This window comes from Bradyrhizobium sp. USDA 3240 (assembly GCF_054063295.1).
In genome coordinates, this window is sequence record NZ_JBSSGD010000003.1 from 113455 (window position 1) to 132894 (window position 19440).

The 19440-nt window shown below is 60.5% G+C and carries 13 protein-coding genes and 3 pseudogenes; 13 read left to right on the forward strand and 3 right to left on the reverse strand.

What is annotated here, in order from left to right; all coding sequences use genetic code 11:
• The first annotated feature begins 445 nt into the window (after positions 1–445).
• The 9 genes and pseudogenes from ACVIGA_RS43140 to ACVIGA_RS43180 all read left to right on the forward strand — a co-directional run.
• Positions 446–1264 carry a hypothetical protein gene (locus tag ACVIGA_RS43140; RefSeq protein ID WP_456671064.1) on the forward strand — a complete coding sequence of 273 codons (819 nt, stop codon included), beginning with the start codon at positions 446–448 and terminating at the stop codon, positions 1262–1264.
• 2645 nt (positions 1265–3909) lie between these two features.
• A complete protein-coding gene (tssA, locus tag ACVIGA_RS43145) occupies positions 3910–5505 on the forward strand; it encodes a type VI secretion system protein TssA (protein WP_456671065.1) in 1596 nt (531 codons plus the stop codon).
• A gap of 28 nt (positions 5506–5533) precedes the next feature.
• On the forward strand, positions 5534–6031 hold the full coding sequence (gene tssB / locus ACVIGA_RS43150) for a type VI secretion system contractile sheath small subunit (RefSeq protein ID WP_166217466.1): 498 nt from the start codon (positions 5534–5536) through the stop codon (positions 6029–6031).
• A 37-nt stretch (positions 6032–6068) separates the two neighbouring features.
• Positions 6069–7553, forward strand: a complete 1485-nt coding sequence (gene tssC, locus ACVIGA_RS43155) for a type VI secretion system contractile sheath large subunit (protein ID WP_456671066.1) — start codon at positions 6069–6071, stop codon at positions 7551–7553.
• A 12-nt stretch (positions 7554–7565) separates the two neighbouring features.
• On the forward strand, positions 7566–7961 hold the full coding sequence (gene tssE / locus ACVIGA_RS43160) for a type VI secretion system baseplate subunit TssE (RefSeq protein WP_166217457.1): 396 nt from the start codon (positions 7566–7568) through the stop codon (positions 7959–7961).
• Between the two features lie 7 nt (positions 7962–7968).
• Entirely contained in the window at positions 7969–9717 is a 1749-nt protein-coding gene (gene tssF, locus ACVIGA_RS43165) for a type VI secretion system baseplate subunit TssF (RefSeq protein ID WP_166217452.1), read from the forward strand.
• Positions 9681–10667, forward strand: coding sequence for a type VI secretion system baseplate subunit TssG (tssG, locus tag ACVIGA_RS43170; RefSeq protein ID WP_456671067.1), 987 nt, complete (start codon positions 9681–9683; stop codon positions 10665–10667). Before tssF ends, tssG begins: the two co-directional genes overlap by 37 nt.
• Before the next feature lie 582 nt (positions 10668–11249).
• Positions 11250–11672: an IS66-like element accessory protein TnpA gene (tnpA, locus tag ACVIGA_RS43175; protein WP_456671068.1), complete on the forward strand. Its 423-nt coding sequence runs from the start codon at positions 11250–11252 to the stop codon at positions 11670–11672.
• 17 nt (positions 11673–11689) lie between these two features.
• Positions 11690–11764: pseudogene (locus ACVIGA_RS43180) on the forward strand (hypothetical protein); the annotation flags it as partial.
• 150 nt (positions 11765–11914) lie between these two features.
• On the opposite strand, the pseudogene ACVIGA_RS43185 reads toward ACVIGA_RS43180, so the two are convergent.
• The 3 genes and pseudogenes from ACVIGA_RS43185 to ACVIGA_RS43195 all read right to left on the reverse strand — a co-directional run.
• Positions 11915–12464: pseudogene (locus tag ACVIGA_RS43185) on the reverse strand (IS256 family transposase); the annotation flags it as partial.
• Positions 12465–12516: 52 nt separating this feature from the next.
• A pseudogene (locus ACVIGA_RS43190) lies at positions 12517–13850 on the reverse strand (IS1182 family transposase).
• The gene (locus ACVIGA_RS43195; RefSeq protein WP_456671069.1) at positions 13747–14262 is read right to left on the reverse strand and encodes a transposase; all 516 of its coding nucleotides are present in this window, start codon (positions 14260–14262) and stop codon (positions 13747–13749) included. The pseudogene ACVIGA_RS43190 and the gene ACVIGA_RS43195 overlap by 104 nt, the downstream one beginning before the upstream one ends.
• Positions 14263–14907: 645 nt before the next feature.
• Here ACVIGA_RS43195 and tagH point away from each other — a divergent pair.
• The 4 genes from tagH (at position 14908) to icmH (ending at position 19433) form a co-directional block, all read left to right on the forward strand.
• Entirely contained in the window at positions 14908–16614 is a 1707-nt protein-coding gene (gene tagH / locus ACVIGA_RS43200) for a type VI secretion system-associated FHA domain protein TagH (protein ID WP_456671070.1), read from the forward strand.
• Between the two features lie 53 nt (positions 16615–16667).
• A complete protein-coding gene (gene tssJ / locus ACVIGA_RS43205; protein WP_456671096.1) occupies positions 16668–17123 on the forward strand; it encodes a type VI secretion system lipoprotein TssJ in 456 nt (151 codons plus the stop codon).
• Between the two features lie 73 nt (positions 17124–17196).
• A complete protein-coding gene (gene tssK / locus ACVIGA_RS43210; protein ID WP_208074021.1) occupies positions 17197–18537 on the forward strand; it encodes a type VI secretion system baseplate subunit TssK in 1341 nt (446 codons plus the stop codon).
• The gene (gene icmH, locus ACVIGA_RS43215) at positions 18534–19433 is read left to right on the forward strand and encodes a type IVB secretion system protein IcmH/DotU (protein ID WP_166217395.1); all 900 of its coding nucleotides are present in this window, start codon (positions 18534–18536) and stop codon (positions 19431–19433) included. Before tssK ends, icmH begins: the two co-directional genes overlap by 4 nt.
• Positions 19434–19440 lie beyond the last annotated feature (7 nt).

Here is a 19440-nt window from a genome sequence, read left to right on the forward strand (position 1 = left end):
GAGGACACAGCCGATGTCGCCATCGCAGTCTGCAAGCGCCGAACCATCCCCGACCTTCGGCCATCTTGAGCGACCGGCATCTCCTGGGTTCAGCACCGCTTCGAGCCACCTGGATCTGCCCGCCCAGTTGTCATGCCCCGCGGTTGAGATACAGGCCAGCGTGCCAACGGAGGACTTCCCGCGTGCGCAAGACTTCACGCATATCGTCGGCTTGGCATGGGACCATGGTTGCCAATCAGCCTCCGATGTCCCGATCGGTGTACTGAGCAGAAAAGGCCTCCTGCCGACGTCACCGCTCCAGTCGCGAGCACATTTTTACATCCGTGGTCGACCTTACACGACCAAGCTGGGGCAAGGAACAAGGCACCCGACCCCAAATAATCCGGCAGGACTTGATATTACGCTCATCCCTGGATCTAGCTTCGAATCCCACGAGCCCGCAGCAGTGGGCATCGAAGGCTTCGCGGGAGATATGCGAAAAACATCGTCATCGACCAAGGCTGCGACGTCTGCGATGCCGACGAAGGGTGCCAAAGGCTGTGGGCTTTGGTCATGTTTCAAGTCAGGGATTGGCAAAAGTCGTCGCGAAAGCTCGTCCGGCCCTCCGGATCAGCCGGAGGAACAGGCCTCCGGATCGGGCGTCCCAGTGCAGCGTCCGCTGGCGCTCCGCCGCAGGCAGTGGCTGGGTGACGAGCATATCACGGCGGATTACACACTCCTGGAGCGGGAATTGCAGAGGGACAATCCGGATCTGGCCGCCCACACCCGGTTTCTGCGGCCCGCGGAAGCTCATCTGCTGCGCTTGACCGATGACGCGAACGTCGTGCAGGAAACCTTGCTGGCGATCGTCAATGACGAGCATGGTAACGATACCGCCAACTTCCTGTTCGTGCCAGTGAACAATGGCGGTGTCAGTAGCAGGGACGGTACGCATTGGACGCTGCTGCTCGTTGATCGCCGCGAGCCGGAAGGGATCGTTGCCTATCACTACGACTCCTTGCCGACGCGTTCTCACGCGGACCGGGCAAGAGAACTCGCAGTCAGGCTGGGCGCTCGCCTCGAGACCGCGCGCATGAACCGGCAGGGGAACAATTATGATTGCGGCGTCTTTGTGGTGGACGGCACACGGACGCTGGCGAGACGATTGGCGGAAGGGCAGCGGCCTGATGACGAGCCGCTTCACCTCGACAACCTCGTCGCCGATCGGCAGGCACTCCAGGATCGACTGAGCGGTCGTGCGCATTCGCGACGGCGAACTCGGTAATGCGCTTGGTCTGCTGGCGCGTCGCTTGCCGGCACCAGAACCTAGGTTGGGTACCAGGACGCGTGAACGACGTGGGTCGGCTCGCTCACGACCCCGCGCTCGCCGGATCGTGGGTGCCGGGCTGTGATCGACCAGCCAATCGGACGCTTCGACACCGAGCGACGGGCTTAAAAGCGAACCTTTCAGCGCTGTCGATCTGCCCGAACGGTGGATCGACACCGTGACTGCCGCTGGCCCATGAAGAACATCGTGCGGTATGTGGATCAAGCGCGTACCGCAGGTGGTAAGGTGGAAGAATCGCGCCTAGCCTCTCGCCGCCGACTTAGCCGCCTATAAAATTGGGGCATCAGAATAATGTTCGCGCTGAACGGATTGTTGGGGGTCACTTCCCTCATCCCTGGCCCCAACACCGCCATATAGGGCTGACCATGAATAATCAGACCTGTCGGCTGCTGGAATGACTGCGGCAGCATTCCTCTTCTATTCAGTGCGCCGATCAGGACGTCGGGGGCGCGTTGCGGGCCGTGATTGAAGCCCAAGGCGACGACATGTCCGAAATCATACGCCGGCGCCTGAGCCGGTATCGCGGCTGCCGGATAAGATGACTGTTGCGGCTGGCCCAACTCGCACCAAGCCCCGGTGTCGTGATCATCGTTACGTACTTCGTCGCGTAAGGCCGTCTCAAAATTCAAACTGCCATCGGGGTACGGCAGAGGCGATCATGGCAATTCCAATGGCGTCCCCGACACGGCGAGCACTTCTTCGAGCGGTTCCTGGAATGAGGTGAGCCGCGGATCACCTTCCCAGGAGACCGATGATGGCCCATCGGCCTCCATCTCCCGCTCCAGCAGCGCCAGTTGCTTCCGCAGCTCTAAGCCGGCATCGCTGATGCCTGCCGCCGGGGGAGGCGCCCGCAGCGAGCTCGGCCGCGGGGTTGCTTCCCCCGCGGCCCGTCTATTTCTACCTCGCGCTCCAGCAGATCTAGATCGTTGTCGTTGATGGTTGCCGCGGGAGTTGCCTGCAGGAGAGAGTGCTGGAGGCGACGTCCCCCGCGGCCGACGGTGGCCCGTCAACTTCCATCTCCCGCTCCATCAGTTCCAACAGATCTAAGTTGTCGCTGATGGCTGGAGACCCCCGTAGCGAGTTGTACTTCCAAAGCAGCTTCAACTGGACGCCCACCGAGTGGAACTTTCTGACGCACCTGTACCTCTGGGCATCGTCCCGCAGCGACTGGTCGTCGAGGCGGCCTGCTATCGCGCTTTTGGCATGCGACTGGAGCCACACACTGAACCCGCGAAGAATGCTACCGGATCTGCTGACACCGCGCGGCGTTTCGAAACCCTGCCATGGATATCCTCTCGCAATCCGCTCCGGCCGCCTCGACTGCCCTCTGGATGAGAGCCGCATCTTCGGGATAGGCAACCAGCCGTGGACCCATGGTTTCCGGCGCTCTGGCGCTCAACAGGAAGTTCCGAAGATGAGCCAGCGCATTCATGACTTTTCTGCCACCACCTTTCAAACTGTAAAGCTCGGCATCTTCGTCCAGCGAGCGGTCGTGAGGCCGAACAATAATGCCCGGCTTGTTTCGTCGTAGAGCCAGCAAGAGAAGCTGCGAATAGTGGTCGCAATGGACGTGGCGGTCCGCGGCTTGAGTCGACCTGCGACAGGCACGCCCGCAGTCGCAGACACCTTGAAGTCATTGAGGCGTTCCTTGTCGTCGGTATGGGTGCAGCATGGGAGCCTGCGGTGGGTCACCGCTGTTCTCACCAGTGCAGTTAAAAGTGCTCGGACGTCGTGTTCGCTGTCAGCGCCAGATCTGACCTCTGGGTCGCGCGCGGACGGCCCAAGCGGTGATCGATGACCCGACCGGGGCTCGTTACCGAAACGCGCCTCATGTCTTTCGCGGCTTGGCGCACCACGATCCACGCCAACTGAAGACGCCCCCAAATCCTGCGGTTCAGAGCGCATCCGCTCCCGGACCGGCCTGATGCCTCGGTGAGCCTCGACCGCCGAAGAACCCGCTTCAACAAGGGGCTCGTCCTTGCGCTCAGTCCCATCAACTCCGGATTGGGAGGTCTTTGATTGTCCAGGACTCGCCATCGCTCATCATTTGCTCCGATTTACGCGAGAAGACACTTGAGCCATCATCCAATACGGGCTGCATCTCAAGTCGGAAGTGCGCTTAAGGTCGCGCCCGACATGAGATATTCCAACGACGATCTGTCGACGTGCCGGGTTGAAACTCCTCGCCTCATCTTCTTTCGAAGTTTCGCGAGGCCAGCGTGCGCGGCGCGGTTTGCCTGAGCCCAAGGCTCCTTGAGGCCAATGAGCCAATGACTGAGCCGACCCAACAGCCCCCGCCTCCGATGTCGGGTTTGCAACATGCTGTCGGGGACGTGATGCCTCCGATTGAGAAAATCGCTTTTGCAAATCAAGTCATTGCAATTGGCATAAGGCTTGAAGGAGGTGAAACAGGAACGTCATCCAGTACGCCTGTGCAAGGAGGAGCGGTGGTGACTTACAAGAGTGTTGCCCTCGGCTTATCGTACGCGGGGGGGGGGGTACGACGGTGACAGTCCAAATGTCGCGATCCGTCGCAATACGCGGTCGCCCATGGTGGTGTCATTGTGATTGACTCTTGGGTGATGGTTCGAGATGACATCAATTCGCGTGCGCGCCACGGTGCTGCGCCTGTGCCAGGCTCCGCGCCCGCCGGCATAAGTGTCCGTGATGCGATCGAATTCGAACGGCTCGAAGCCGAGGTGCGGCGCATGGAGGCCGACGGACCAGCTGCGGTTGATTGGAGCAAGGTCAACACATTGTCGCTCCACATCCTGGCCAAGCAGTCAAAGGACATTTTGGTCGCGTGTTGGGCGACCTATGGTTTGTTTCGGACTGGAAGATACCAGGGCCTTGCCGTCGGCTTAGGCGTTTTGCGCGGAATGGTGGACGCGCATTGGGATGGACTCTTTCCGCCGATCAAGCGGGAACGGGCGCGGGTCGGAGCGATCGATTGGCTCGTTGGTCGCGTTGGACCGGAGGTGGTAGAGAATGCGCCCGTCGAAACCGAATATCCGGCCGTGCTCGCCGCCTATGAGGCGCTTGATGATCTCGATCGTCAATTGCGCGAGAAGGTGATCAATAAGCAAGTCGCTTTGGGCGAGCTATTGAGGGCGCTGAAGCCGCATTACGACAAGGCCAAGCGCGCAATCGCCGCGGCGGCAGAACATGCGACTGAGGCGGCACAAGGTGCCGATGAGACCGCGGCCGCACCGGCCGTATCCACTCCGCCGGTTGAACCTGCTCAATCAGGAGCACCGGAGGCATTGCTACCGGCTAGTTCCGATGGCGACTCGGCCCGCTTTATCGACGGCTTGCCGGATATGCTGCGACAGGCTGCGGCCGTAAGGCGCGTCACATCGCCCACAGACCCGAAGGTCTATCTGCTCAATCGCTTCGGCGCCTGGATGCGCTTCGACGCGCTGCCGCCCGATACAGGGGGGCGCACGACGATATTTCCGCCTGCGGACACTATTGCAGCGTTAGAAGCCAAGATTGCGGCCGGTCAGCGCGCCGATGTCGTAGACTTGGCCGAAGAGATCGTCTGGACGGCACCGTTCTGGCTCGACGTTCACCGGCATGCCGCCAAAGCGCTGGAACAAATGGGGCCGCTCTTTGGGTCGGCGGCCACGGCGGTGCGCGCAAGCGTAGCTCTGCTGGTCACACGCTATCCGCAGATATTGGAGTTTCGGTTCAACGACGGCCGGCCATTCGCGGACGACGAAACGCGAGCCTGGGCCGCCGTGGGTGGTGCGGACGTGTCGAGGGGCCATGATCCTGTCGACGAAGCTGTTGCCGAGGCACACAGGCTCGTTGGCGGCGGGCAGCCGCAGGCCGCACTCGAGAAGCTGTCGCGTGCGCTGAATGGCGCGGCTGGGGAACGCGCGCGGTTCGTGGGCCAGCTTGCGCAAGCACGTTTCTGCGTCGAAACGGGCTTCGTGACGACGGCTATCCCACTGCTCGAGCACATGGAAGAGATGATCGCCGAGCGCAAGCTCGAAAGCTGGGAGCCCACGCTTGCACTCGACGCCGCCGAACTGCGCTTCCGCGCGATGACCCATTTCGACTCGCAGCAGATGATCGACGAGCCCAGCCGCCGTGTGGCGCTTGAGCAAATCCGAATGCGGGTCGCAGGCATCGACATCGCACGCGCGAGCCAGCTTGGTCGCCAGCTGATCTAGTCCGGACAACGTCTTAACAGGAACTCATATGGCACAGGAAAGCTCGGTCGCTCCAAAGGAGCGCATCAATATCCGCTTCAAGCCTGCAACCGGCAACCTGAAAGAGGAAGTCGAACTGCCGCTCAAATTGTTGGTTTTGGGCGACTTCACCGGACGGACCGATGACCGCCCGATTGAGGAGCGCGAGATGGTCAATATCGACAAAGACAATTTTAACGACGTTGTCAAAAGCCAGGAACTGACTCTCCATATTTCTGCTGAGAATAGGCTCGACGACCAACCCGAAGCCGGCAAGCTGTCCGTGTCGCTGCGGTTTGAGAGTCTGAACGACTTCGAACCCGAGCGTGTCGCACGGCAAATCCCCGAATTGCGTGCATTGACCGAATTGCGCGCGGCCCTGATCGCGCTGAAGAGTCCGCTGGGCAACGTGCCGAGTTTCCGCAAAGCCATCCAGAATCTGCTCGAAGACCACGGCGCGCGGCCGCGGCTCTTGAGCGAGCTCACCAGCAACGGCGAGGGCGAGTGAGCGGATCGACGAGCCGTTTTTGAGGAGCGATGGCGCTATGACCGATACAAGCGTGGAGCAGTCGACCGAAGTCGCCACCATGGCCACCGATTTGTCGCTGCTGGATCAAGTCCTCGTCGAAACCAAGATCACCCCGCGCGACGAGGGGTACGATCTCGCCCGCCGGGGCGTCGCAGCCTTCCTCGCCGAGCTCCTCAAACCGAGCCGGGCCGACGAGCAGGTCAACAACGCGCTCGTCGATCGGATGATCGCCGAGATCGACAGCAAGATCTCGGCTCAGCTCGACCACGTGCTGCATACGGTCGAGTTCCAAGGGCTCGAGTCGGTCTGGCGCGGTCTAAAGTTCATGGTCGACCGCACCGATTTCCGTCAGAACATCAAGATAGAAATCCTCAGCGTCAGCAAGGATGAACTGCTCACCGACTTCGAGGACAGCCCGGAGATCGTCAAGTCCGGCCTGTACAAGCACGTCTACACCGCAGAGTACGGTCAGTTCGGCGGCGAGCCTGTCGCAGCCATGATATCAGCCTACGAGTTTGGCAGTGGCAGTCAGGACGCTAAGCTGATGCGGTACATGAGCGCGGTGGCCGCCATGTCGCATGCGCCTGTCATTGCTGCCGCTGCGCCGGACATGTTCGGCGTCGAACGTCATGAGGAGATCGCGGGTCTAAAGGACCTGCAATCGGTCTTCGAGGGACCAAAATACGCCAAGTGGACATCGTTCCGCGAAAGCGAGGACGCTCGCTATTTCGGCCTGACGCTGCCGCGCTTCCTGCTGCGCTTGCCCTATGGTCCCGAGACGGTCCCGGTGAAGGCATTCAATTACCAAGAGGGCTCCGGCGGCGAAACTGACAACTACCTCTGGGGGAATGCTGCTTTTGCCTTCGCGACGCGCTTAACCGAAAGCTTCGCCAAATATCGCTGGTGCCCGAACATCATCGGCCCCCGATCGGGCGGCGCAGTTGAGGACCTCAATCTGCATACCTATGAGGCGATGGGGCAATTGCAGACCAAGGTACCGACGGAGGTTCTCATCTCGGACCGGCGCGAGTTCGAACTTGCCGAGCAGGGCTTCATCGCGCTGACCATGCGCAAGGGCTCTGACAATGCCGCTTTCTTCTCGGCAAATTCTGTGCAGAAGCCGAAATATTTCGGTAACACCCAGGAAGGCAAGGCGGCCGAGCTCAACTACAAGCTTGGCAGCCAGCTGCCCTATATGTTTATCATCAATCGTTTCGCACACTACATCAAAGTGCTACAGCGCGAGAACATCGGCTCGTGGAAGAGCAAGGAAGAGTTGCAAGACGAGCTGAATAACTGGATCCGACAGTATGTCGCCGATCAGGAGAATCCGTCGGCAGAGGTGCGTTCGCGGCGACCTTTGCGAAAGGCGGAGATCATAGTCGAGGACGTCGACGGTGAACCGGGCTGGTATCGCGTCGGCATCGCCGTCGTTCCACACTTGAAGTACATGGGCGCGGATTTTGCTTTGACGCTCAAGGGTAAGCTCGACAAGCAATAGAGATGATAGTTGATGTTCGACCGCAGCCTTATGGAGCGCTTGGAGGACGGAACGGAGACCAATCAGGGGTCGTTCGGTCGTTTCCGTGCAAGTGTGCTGGCAAACTTACATCGAGTTCTGAACTCGCGCCAGGGCTGTTGTGAAACGCGGCCGGACTTTGGCATGCCCGACCTCAACGAGGCCGTCGGGCAGGGAGCCGACGCGGTGGGCGCGCTCGCGTATTCGCTCAAGCACCAGATCGAGACGTTTGAGCCGCGCTTGAACAATGTTTCGATCCGCTTTCATGCCGATCCCGATAATCCGCTGCAGCTGAGCTTTCACGTCAACGCGACGCTCGATCATAACGACCAAATGGAGCCGATCTCCTTCGAGGCGATCTTCGAGAAGCACGTTCGGGTAAGGGGCTGACGCGGCGGTGGCCCTTAATCCCTATTACGAGGACGAGCTGTCCTATTTGCGTGAGCTCGGCAATGATTTCGCTTTGGCAAATCCGAAGCTTGCGCCCTTTCTTGGACGCGATGCCACCGATCCCGATGTCGAACGGTTGCTCGAAGGCTTCGCCTTCCTTGTTGCACGGCTGCGTCAGAAGCTCGATGACGAATTTCCCGAATTTGTCCACGGCCTGTTGCGGATGGTATGGCCGCAATATCTTCAAGCTCTGCCGCCCATTACAACTCTGGCCTTTGCCTTGAGATCATCGGCGAGCGCCGCGAGCTTGAACGTGCCGGCCGGCACGAGCGTCCGCTCGCGGCCGATTGAAGGAACGAACTGCACGTTCGTCACCTGCTACTCCATTGACGTGCTGCCACTGGAGATCATTAATGTCCAGCTCGAGAACTGGTCGAGTTCGGCCCGGCTAACCTTGGGTATCAAAGCAACCGGTCAGCAAAACCTGTCATGTCTCAAGAATGGTCGGCTCCGCCTCTTCTTCTCGACCGAGCGAGAGCCGGAAGTGGGGCGCTGCCTGTTGGCCTGGCTGTGCCGTCACGTCTCGCAGGGAACTGTCATCGTGGCGGATCGAGAAGTCGCCGCAATCGATTCAGCACAGATCGCGCGAGTCGGCTTCAGCGATGACGAGGCGGTTTTGCCGTGGCCGCGCAACGCTTTCTCAGGATTTCGGATCATTCAGGAGTATCTGAGCTATCCGTCGAAATTTCTCTATGTCGAACTGTCTGGTCTCGAGCCGCTCGCGGCCCACACGGAGACCGAATGTAGGCTCACTTTCGAGTTTCGACGTCCGTTCCCCGCGCAGTTGCGCGTGGGCAAGGGCCAGATTTGCTTGAACTGCACACCGGCAATCAATGTCTTCAGCCATGAGGCCTCGCCGATCCGCCTGAAGCGGACCGCAACCGAATACCGCGTGCGTGCTTCTGGAGGGCCTAACTTCTCCATCCGTTCCGTTGATCGCGTGACCGGCTACGTGCAAGGCCGCCCGGAACGCATCGAGTTCGAGCCATTCGACTTGTTGGGCCACGATCTGCCCGGCGCCGAGCGCAACCGAGCCTACTTCCGTGAGCGTATCCGGCCGGCGGTGGTTGGCCGTGGCGTCGATCACTATGTGAGTTTCGTCGACCGGCTTGACATCGGTCAGCATCCGCCGATCGACGTCGCATCCCTGCAATTGACCTGCTCCAACGGACCCATTGCCGACCGGTTGGCAGTTGGTAGCGTGGATCTGCCGACCTCTGATACGCCTCGCTCGGTAACCTTCTCCAATATCACGGCGGTCGCGGCAGAAGTACCGCCGCCGGTCAATGATGGTTTGTTGCGGCGGCTAACAGCCAATCTGGCGCGCAATTATGGTGCGATGGTCAATATCGATACGCTGCGGACGGTCCTTGCCAGCTACGAGTTCCGCGCGGTCTACGACATTCAGGCGCAGCGCCGCCTGGAGTTGTTGCTAGAAGGCCTCGACCAGTTCGTGACCACAGACACCGATCACGTGATGCACGGCGCCCCGATCCGAATGCGAAACATCGAATTAGCTGTGATCGACAGCAAGATCGGCGGTGAGGGCGAATTGTTCCTGTTGGGTTCAGTGCTCGATGCCTTCTTCGCGACCTTCGCCGGCATCAATATGCTGCACCGGTTTTCGGTCCGCGGCACGGAAAGCAACGCACACTACACATGGCCAGCGAGAATTGGATCGATCAGCCCGCTCTGACCGCGCCTGATCAAGGCGATGAGCTTTCGGCTTGCGGGTTCTTTTCGCTTGCAGCGCTCCTCGAGCGGCGCTTCAGTGACGCTCCCCCGATTGGGTCCACCGACGATCCCGCGCGCGACGCGGTGCGCTTTCGCGCATCACCGACGCTTGGCTTTCCTGCCGAAGAGATCGCGGAAGTTAGGCGGGTCAAGGCCGCCGGCGAGCGCGTCGAGGTAGACGTCAATTTCCTCGGGCTGCACGGCCCCTCTTCGCCGCTGCCGCCCTTCTACACCGAACGGGTCATGCACGCGGACGGCATCGGGTTGCTCGACGATTTCTTTGATTTTTTCAATCACCGTCTGATTAGCCTGCTGCTGCCGATCTGGCGGTACTACCGTCACCATTTGCGGTTCGAGGAGGGCGCGACCGACGCGATCTCGGTGCTGGTTGGTGCGCTCTTTGGGCTCATGCCTGGGGAACACACAGCCAAGGAACGTGAGTTGCGGGCGCGGCTGCTGCCTCATGCCGGCGTCCTTGCATTGTGCTGCCGGTCAGGGCGGCTGGTGGCTGGCGTGATTTCCAGCCATCTGAATATCCCGGCTCGGGTCGAGGAATTCATTTGGCGCGAGATCGACATTCCAGGGGAGGCGCGGTGGAACCTTGGCCAGTCTGGTCTTCAACTTGGCGTTGACACCCTTGCTGGCGAAACCATGCCGGACGTCGTGGGCAAATTCCGGCTTTGCCTCGGTCCGGTCAACCAGCAGCAGTTTCGGTCGCTGCTGCCCAGTTGCGCGACCCACGCCATCCTTTCCCGTCTGATTAACGTTATTCTGCGCGAGCCTTTGGCATGGGATCTGCTACTGGAGTTAGCGCCTGGGCAGACGCCGGAATGGACGCTAGGTGAAGGAGAATTGGGCTGGACTACATGGATCGATCCGCCAAAACGAACTGGAAGCTCTGTTCTATTGTGATGTCTTCGCGTTACTCGCGCATGCTCCGATGTTGAGGCAGGTGGCACTCGTTGGAGTGGACAATTTGAGCCTGAATCAGAAGCCGCTCGATGGGGTGTTTCTCTTGCCTCGGGACGAATCTGGCCAAGACCGACATCTGCGGCACGGCCCCCAATCTGACGACGGGCAGTTTCGAGGCTCTGTCAGATAGTAGACTTTGCGCAGGAGCTACGTCGATGAAATTCATCGGGCGCGAGATCGACGTTCCACCGCAGACGTGGTGGCGCCTAAGCTAACCTAGTCTTCAGCCAGACGTTGAAAATCATGCCGAACGTCTTGGGTAAATTCGGCCTTTAGTCTCGGGCCGATCGTGGTCGAGTAGCTCGGCCATTTGGCTTTGCCCTCACAGATCCGGGCAGGCGGCTTTCCCGCACCCGGCTCTTCCCGAGGGTAACCCGCGTCATATCCGCGCCTGTGCCCAAGTGCGAGTGATGCGTGGAACGGGCAGACGGAAGGTAAGCGTAGCGCCGAGGCCCGTCTGATTGCTTGTGCAGAGTCTTGAGAGCACTGTTAGAAGAGTCATCTTCTGGAAGGGTGCTCACAATGGACGACCATTCTGACGACATAAGACGACCGTTTTCACCGCGTATTGAAGTGTTCGCTGGCGCAGTTCGCAAGCGCTGGCCGGATGATTTGAAGGCACGGATTGCGGCGGAAAGCCTCGAACCGGGGGCGGTTGTCACAGATGTCGCGCGTCGCCATGGCTGCCGGCCCCAGCAGGTGCATGACTGGCGGCGCCGGGCGCGTTTGGGCCAGTTGGTATTGCCGGCGTCGGCGGACACGCTGTCGTTCGTGCCGGTGGTGTCGGAATCAGTGTTGCCTGCGGCCGCAGAGCCCTCCGGATCGCCGGAAGCAGCCATTGTGACGGTTGAGTTCCAGGGCGCGCGCGTGGAGGTGCGCGGGGCGCCTGGCCTTGCTGCGTTGAGTGATGTGTTCATTGCGCTCCGACGGACACGTTCATGCTGACGATGCCCGCGAGCCTCATGATCTACGTGGCGACGCAACCTGTGGACTTCAGGAAGGGTGCAGAGGGCTTGGCGCTGCTGGCGAAGGAGACGCTGGGCCATGACCCGATGAAGGGCGTGGCGGTGGTGTTCCGTGCGAAGCGAGCCCAACACTCGACATTCTGCATACAGTCTTCGAAGCGCGAAGATTGCGTATCCGTGGCATCCGCTTTTTGGGCGGACGCTTCAGGTGGCACCGTTCCGACGCGGCAACTTGGGGCGGAGTTGATCAGCGACCTTGCGCCCACTGCGCTTGGGCGGTCTCGGCATCGTCCTGGGCAAAGGCGGTGGCGATGAAGGCGGAGACGAGGCGCCGCCCGCTCTTGCCGGCGTGCGCCAACGCGTTGCGCATGAAGTGGACGCGGCACCGTTGCCAGCCGGCGTTGAGCACCTTGGCGACGGTGGCCTTGATGCCCTCGTGGGCGTCGGAGACGACGAGCTTGAGGCCGCGCAAGCCGCGGCGGGCAAGTTTGCGCAGGGACGCCGTCTAGAACGTCTCGGCCTCGGAGGGACCGATATCCATGCCGAGAACCTCGCGCCGGCCGTCGCTGTTGACGCTGACCGCGACAATCACCGCGACCGAGACGATGCGGCCATTCTGGCGCACCTTCACATAGGTGGCGTCGATCCACAGATACGGCCAGTCGCCCTCGATCGGGTGGGCGAGGAACGCCTTCACTTTGTCGTCGATCTCGCCGCACAGCCGGCTCACTTGGCTCTTGGAGATGCCGCTCATCCCCATTGCCTGCACTAGGAGCCCGTCCAGATATGTTTTCGTGACGGGCATTTGTTGTAGAGTAGCAGGCTCAGGCTGCGTTTGCGAGGTTGAACAGCTTGAGGAGGTTATGGACGGTGCAGATCATTGTCCACTCGGCGCGCACTTTCTCGATGCCCCGCAACAGGAACTGGCGGAAGCCTCTTGCCTGTTTGATCTGTCCGAACACCGGCTCCACCACTTGCTTTCGCAATCGGTAGGGTGTTTCGAAGCCGCCATCGTCGGCTTCTTTCGCATGACCTGTGTCAGCGGGCCGCCGACCTTTCCGTTCGCTACTGTCGGGTGCTTGGCGCGTCCGGGCGCGACATAGCCATCGATGCTGCGTGTGTCGAGCGCTTCGAGATTGGCTTCGCTGCAGTAGCCGGAATCCGCTGAGGCCTGCCGCGGCTTGCGGCCAAGATTGCTCTCGATGGCCTCGATCAGGGGCACCAACTGGCCCTGATCGCTGCCGTGCTGGGTCAGTTCTTGCGCGACAATGATCTGGGCATGTGCATCGACGGCCGCCTGGGCATTATAGGCCTGAACGAAGCCATCCTTCGACTTCATGATGCGGCTTTCCGGATCGGTGAAGTTGCGTTGCGCCTTGGGATTGGGTTCCTCCGATGGCAGCGCCGCCGGTTTGCCCGGCTTCTTGCGGCCTTCGGCCTGGCGCTGCTGTTCCTTTTCGGCCTCGATGCGGCGCTCTTCCTCCGCCGCCAGTTTGGCGTCCGCTTCCAGCGCCGCCATCGCTTGCTGGATCTTCGCCAGCCGTTTCTGCTTGTCGACGGTCCAGTCCGGCAGTTCGTCGCTGTTGCCGAAAGTCTCATCCTCCGAGGCATCCGCCGCCTCGGCGGCCGCCAGCATGCGAGCGACCTCGGCCTTCAATTCCGCCTCGCGCTTCTTCATGCGCTCATAACTCATCGCCTTGTGTTTCGACGCGTTCGCCTTGATCTTCGTACCATCCAGCGCGACATGACCGAGCTTGACCAGCCCGGCCGTCTCCCACAACTTCAGAACCTGCACGACTAGCGCGCCGAGCGCCTTCAAATGTCGCTTGCGAAAGTCGCTGATCGTCCGAAAATCCGGCGCATCCAGCGCCACGATCATCACAAAATCGTTCCGCTCCCGGCAGGCCTTGGCAATCCGACGCGACGAATACAGCCCACTCGCATAGCTATGCAGCAGCAGCGCCACCATCATCCGCGGATCAAACGGCGGCTGCCCAAGCCCGCTCACATAGCTGCCCATGATCTCCCTGAGATCGAGGCTCTCCCGCACCAGATCAACCATAAACCGCGAGACATGGCCTTTCGGCACGAAGTCCTGCACATTCGGCGGCAGAAGCAGCGTCTGATCGATGTTCCAAGGCCGAAAATACTTGCTCATCGCCCAATGTTGAATCAGACCCGACCAGATTTGAACAGCGACTATCCAGACAAGCTCCTAGTAGGTCGTCTACCGAACGGGTCGAGACGCCCTGTACGTAGGCCTCCTGCACCACGGCGGTGAGCGCCTTCTCGGCCATCCGGCGCGGCTCCAGGAAGCCTGGGAAGTAGGACCTTGCGCAGCTTGGGGATGCGCAGTTCGACCGCGCCGGCGCGGGTCTCCAGATCCGGTCGCGGTAGCCATTGCGCTGCGCCAGACGCTCGGGGTTCTTCTCGCCGTAGGCCGCCCGGTGTGGCCCTCGACTTCCAGCTCCATCAGCCGCTGGGGCGGCAAAGCCGATCATCTCGCGCAACAGATCGGCATCGGGGGTCTTCTCCACGAGCGTGCGCAGGTTCATCATATCGTCGGTCATCGGTGATTCCTCGGTTGCGTTGGCGTGTCGCAACCCGATCCTACCGGAGAACTGCCGATGACCACCGCAAAGCCATCACTGGGGACACGACCTCTCGGGCCGGTCAACCAGCAACAGTTTCGGTGCGGTGGAAGTGGCGTTCACTGGTTTTTTTAAGCATGGGCCCGACGACACTGGCCGGGTTGAAGCCAAAAAAACTCCATCTCAGGGCTCAACCCGGTCGACCTTTGTCCGGTGTCTGACAGCTGCACAAGCCTCTGTCAGTTCGAGAACGCTTGCCGTCGTCCGAACCGCACCTTTTGATGCCTAATCAATGGCTTAAGTTGGTGATGATCATTGGCACGACCGTTGCTATTGAGATTTAGCAACGTTGATTGGCTGAGTGGACGTAGATGCGAAAGACGACCTATGCGCTCCTTTGCTTGAGCCAGAGTGCTTTACTCCAGAGAGAGAGACAGCGCGTCTTCCAATGTAACCGGGCGCACGAAGCGACCTTCCTTTTCTTCGTACGCAATCGACGCGTGAGCCAGTCGAACGTCCTCAGAACAATGCCGCGGAGCAGGCAACAATGCTGCCGCCATCGGCGATTCCTTTGGGACGCCCGGCTGCCTCTCCTGTGAGGACCAGCAAACCTGAAGGTGTGGGATGCATCTCATACTCGGAGTCCTCGGAGAGAACGCCGACCTCTTGGGCCACAACGCAAGACAGGCATTCGGGCCGGATGGCGGCTCCGTCGGACGTGGGCGCGGGTGTAACTGGCGGCTTCCAGATCCAACCAACACGCTGTCAGGACACCACGCACTGATCTCATTCAATGGCATCGGTTTCACGATAACCGATACAAGCACCAACGGCGTCTACATCAACACCGTGGACGCACCGCTGGGACGCGGCAATACCGCGCCGTTAGCCGATGGCGATACACTATACATGGCAAATTACATCATCTCCGTGATGATCGAGAACGATCCTGCCGAGGAACGTCAACGGCTCGGCTTGACAGGCTCGAAGGCGGTGCGTCTTGACCGTATAACGTTACTGTCGCCTTCATTCGCCGAAGAGTCAGCAACTGCAGCTTCTCCGACTTCCGGACCGTTAGACGACGATGCGAATCTTCCTCTCGATCCGCTAATCGGGAGTTGCTCGCGCCATGCCTTCTATTCAGCTGCACAATGGGAGCCGCAGGCACCTCGTACGCCGTCCGTGCTTGCGGACGAGCCGCTCAGCGACGGCATCGGCGCTGTCGATCCGAGATTAGAGGACCTTCTGAGGCGACTGTCGAGCACTGCCATGACGCAGATGCCATCTTCGCACGCGCAATCGGGAAACATCGGATCAATTCCGCTGCCGTCGGTCGACGCGCCATCTGCCGAGCCACCGCAGCCGCCGCCCTCAGCATTCTCGAACGGCGGTGGTGCACCGTCAAATGGCTATCCTGTGCCAATCATTCCCGAGGACCTGGATCTGAGCGATTTGTTGCCGGCAGTGGCCTCGCGCGGGATGCCATCGCAGCGAACAAATGCGCGCTTCGCCGGATCCAACGAAGTGCTCCAGGTCGTGGGCAAGCCGCTCGCTCCTGCCCCGACGACTGATCTCGGGAAATTACCTGATCCTGGCACTTTGTCACCCCGGCCCGATGAGCGCGAACTTGATCAGTTGGCGAGCCCGAAGGAGGCTCCTGTGCAACGAACGGACGGCACCCCCGAAATGAGCACGGCGACAGCCAGCAGCGCTCCGCCGTCGCCTGCAGCCTCTCCATCGGACGCAGACGAACTACAGGCGTTCTGGACCGCGCTCGGGTTCAATCCGGACCTTGTGCCACCTGCGCAGCGTCGAGAGTTCTTTGCCGAACTCGGCCGCGCGATCACCGAGATGGCAAACGGCCTGCATTCGATACTGGCAGCGTGGGCCATGGTCAAACATGAGTGCCAGATCGAGTCGACGCGAGTACGCGCTGGGAACGACAATGAGTTACGGTTCATGAAGAGCCGTCATGCCCTGCGCGAGGCGCTCGCAAAGGATCACGGTTTCCAGCTGCTCTCCCGGTCGGTGCGCGCAGGCTTCGACGACATCAAGGCGCATGAGGTCGCGGCCATAGCGGCGATGAAGGGGGCGGTCAGCAATGTGCTGACGCATATGAGTCCCCAGCGTATCGAGAGCGACGGTGCAAATAGCGGGCGTTTCGGCGCCCGCATCAACAAGGCCAAATTGTGGGACCGATTTGTGGAACTGCACGCATCGATGGTTGGTGACATCGATCGAACGGCTCGCTCCTATATCGCGGAAGAGTTTACCCGAAGCTACGAGTCGCAATTCTCCTCGCCTGGCCAGAATGCAGAGAAGACGGCGTAATGGTGTCGCCGAACACACGCCAGCGGTTGGCCGTCGTTGGCGGCGCATTGCTGGTGACCGCCGCAGTCAGCAATTGTTCGACCGACAAGAGCTCGAAGACGACGCCAATCAAATTCGTGATCGAGGCCGATGAGCTCGTCAACCCAAACGCGCGCGGCAAGCCGTCGCCGGTAGTGGTCCGTATCTATGAGCTGAAGTCGACAGCCAACTTCGCGCAAGCGCAGTTTTTCGAGCTGTTCGACGATGACGCCAAACGCCTCGGGCCGGATCTCGTGGCTAAGCGTGAGGTCGAGTTGACGCCAGGCGACAAGGTCGATTTCGAGCGCAACACGCCGATCGAAACGCAGAATGTCGGCGTGATCGCCGGCTTCCGCTCGGGCAACGATGCGCAATGGCGCTCAGCTGCCGAAATCAAGCCCGATCGTGACAATAGGATCTGGGTCAAACTGACGGCGCAGGCCGTCAGCATTGAGAAGGAGGAGAGTCGAAATTGGTGGAAAATCTTCTGACCAGTCCGTCGTGATCGCAACGGTCGCCGGGCAGATGCACCTTTCGAAAACTCAGCGAAGAGGCGCCTGAATAGTGTCTGCGACAAGCAAACCGATCTGGTCTGAAGGTATGTTGGTGCGGCCACAGCACTTTCAGCAATACGACCGATGGATCGAGCAACTGGTCGAGAACCGCGTGGCTGGTCTGGTCGGCTACGGCTGGGGCATTCGAAAACTTGCCTTTGATCGTGATCTTCTGGCGCTCGGCCAACTCGCGCTTACCGAACTTGAAGCCATTATGCCCGACGGCACCGCCCTTCGTGTGCCGGAGCATGTCCGCCCTCCGATCGGACGAATTCCTCCGCCGGCTGCGAAAAACTTGCTGGTCAAGATCGCAGTAGGCACGCGCCGACAGGCCGGCAGCGACGTCTGTTCCGGGGATGCACTTGCGCACCGCCACGATCATGAGGTCTTGCAGGTCCGGAATCCAAGCGCACCGGAAAAAGCTCCGGTCGATATAAGGGTTGCGTCGCTAACAACACATCTTATGTTCGACGGAGAGGAGGAGGTTGATCTGATCACGCTGCCTATTGGCCGCATCCGTGATATCGATCCGGCCGGCGCGATCACTTTATCCAACACCTACGTTCCGCCGGCGATCGATATTCACGCAGTCCAACCGGTAATCGCGCTGTTGAACGAGGTCAGATCGGTGCTGCGGACACGCGCAGAGGCGCTTGCTGCCCGCGCGGATCCCTCGCGCGCGACGGCAGACGGAGCGGGACTGATTGATCTTGTCACGTTGTCGATCGTGAACGACGCAGAAGCCGTGTTCGACCACTTCGCAGCAACATGCGGACATCACCCTGAAACCGTCTTCCGCGCATTGCTTGGCCTTGCAGGGCGGCTGTCGAGTTTCGTTGGCGACCGCCGTAAACCGCAGGAGATGCCCCCCTATCGGCATGAGGATCTCGAGAGTTGCTTCACGCCGTTGGCTGATATCTTGCGAAAGCTGCTGTCTGTCGTGATGCAGAGCGCCGCAATATCGCTACCGTTGCAGGATCGAGGCTACGGCATCCTAACCGGCCTGATCATCGATCGCACCTTGTTCCAGGACTCCCGGTTCGTTCTCGTTGCTGTCGGAAGCGTACCGACCGAGACGTTGCGCAACCAGCTTCCGGCGCAGATGAAAGTAGGCTCGGTCGAGCAGATTCGCGACCTCGTCAATCTTCAGCTCCCGGGTGTTCCGGTTCGCGCGCTGGCCGTGGCGCCGCGCGAGTTGCCCTACATCCAGAATGCCGTCTATTTCGAGCTGGACCAGGCGGCGGAGCTGTGGCGCACCCTGCCGCGCTCGGCGGCCTTTGCTTTCCACGTCAGCGGTGACTACTCGGATCTCCATCTCGAATTCTGGGCCATCCGTGGAAAACGTGCGTGACGGGCGCGAAAAACATGAATGAACCGACAGTTATTGGACGCAGGCCAGTCGGTCCGACCCGTAACACGCAGCGGGCGCAATCGCCCGCTTGTGTTCCTCCGAACCTCGCCGCCCCGACCGGCACTTACACGCCGTCGCCTGTCTCTGAATCCGACGAAGTAGGCGCAGCCAACCATACCGAGATCATTGTGCAAAGTCTCTTCGAGCCAAAGGCAGTGGAGGACGTCTTGGTTGCAGCCGCGACACCGCTCCTTTTGGTCGTCGCCCAGCTTCGCGTCGTCAACAATGCCGATATTGGTGCGCTGCGTCGCGGAATTGTCGAGCAAGTCCGTCGTTTTGAGGAGCGTGCCGCCAACGATCAAGCGGACGGCGGCGATGTACGGGCCGGCCGTTACGTGATGTGCGCGCTGCTCGACGAGGCGGTGATGACCACGCGCTGGGGCAGCGAAAGCGCCTGGAGTGACAACAGCTTGCTCAACCAGTTCCATAATGAGACCTGGGGAGGCGAGAAGGTCTTTCAGATACTCGAGCGCGTCCAGGCAAAGCCGGCCAAATACCTCGCGTTGCTTAAGCTCATCAACATCTGCCTGTTGCTCGGGTTCGAGGGTAAATATCGCGTAGTCGACGGGGGGCGCGACCAGCTTGAAGACCTGCGCTCCGACGTTCAGCGCCTCTTGCGGGAACATACGAGTGCGCCACCCGCCGCGCTATCGGGCCAATGGCGCGGCATCAGGGTACGCACGGGCGTGCGTCGCTACGTGCCGTTGTGGATCATCTTTGCCGCTGCCACCATTATGGCGCTGATCGGCTACAGTTTCTTCCATTGGCGCCTATCGGGCGAACTCGTGCCGGTCGAGCAGCAGCTCAGTGTGATCGGGCACTCTGGGCCACACTGAAGGGAGG